1 protein-coding gene is annotated in these 335 nt (G+C 66.9%); it reads left to right on the forward strand.

The window, feature by feature from the left end; translation table 11 throughout:
* Window positions 1-335, forward strand: a 335-nt coding sequence (locus SM757_RS35195; protein WP_322468895.1) for an ABC transporter ATP-binding protein, incomplete at both ends; no start/stop codon positions are given.

Raw genomic sequence — 335 nt, forward strand, 5'->3', positions numbered from 1 at the left:
GGCACCTTCACGCGCATGACCATCACCGAGAACCTGCAGATGGGCGCGTTCATCCGCAACGACCGCGAGATCGAGGCCGACATCGAGAAGGTGTTCACCTTGTTCCCGCGCCTGAAGGAGCGCCGCGCGCAGCTCGCCGGCACCATGAGCGGCGGCGAGCAGCAGATGCTGGCCATGGGCCGCGCGCTGATGGCGCGCCCCAAGCTGCTGATCCTGGACGAGCCCTCCATGGGCCTGTCGCCCATCATGGTGGACAAGATCTTCGAGGTCGTGAACGACGTGCACCGGCAGGGCATGACGGTGCTGCTGGTGGAGCAGAACGCCAGCCGCGCGCT

Source organism: Azohydromonas lata (assembly GCF_034427735.1).
Lineage (GTDB): Bacteria > Pseudomonadota > Gammaproteobacteria > Burkholderiales > Burkholderiaceae_C > Azohydromonas > Azohydromonas lata.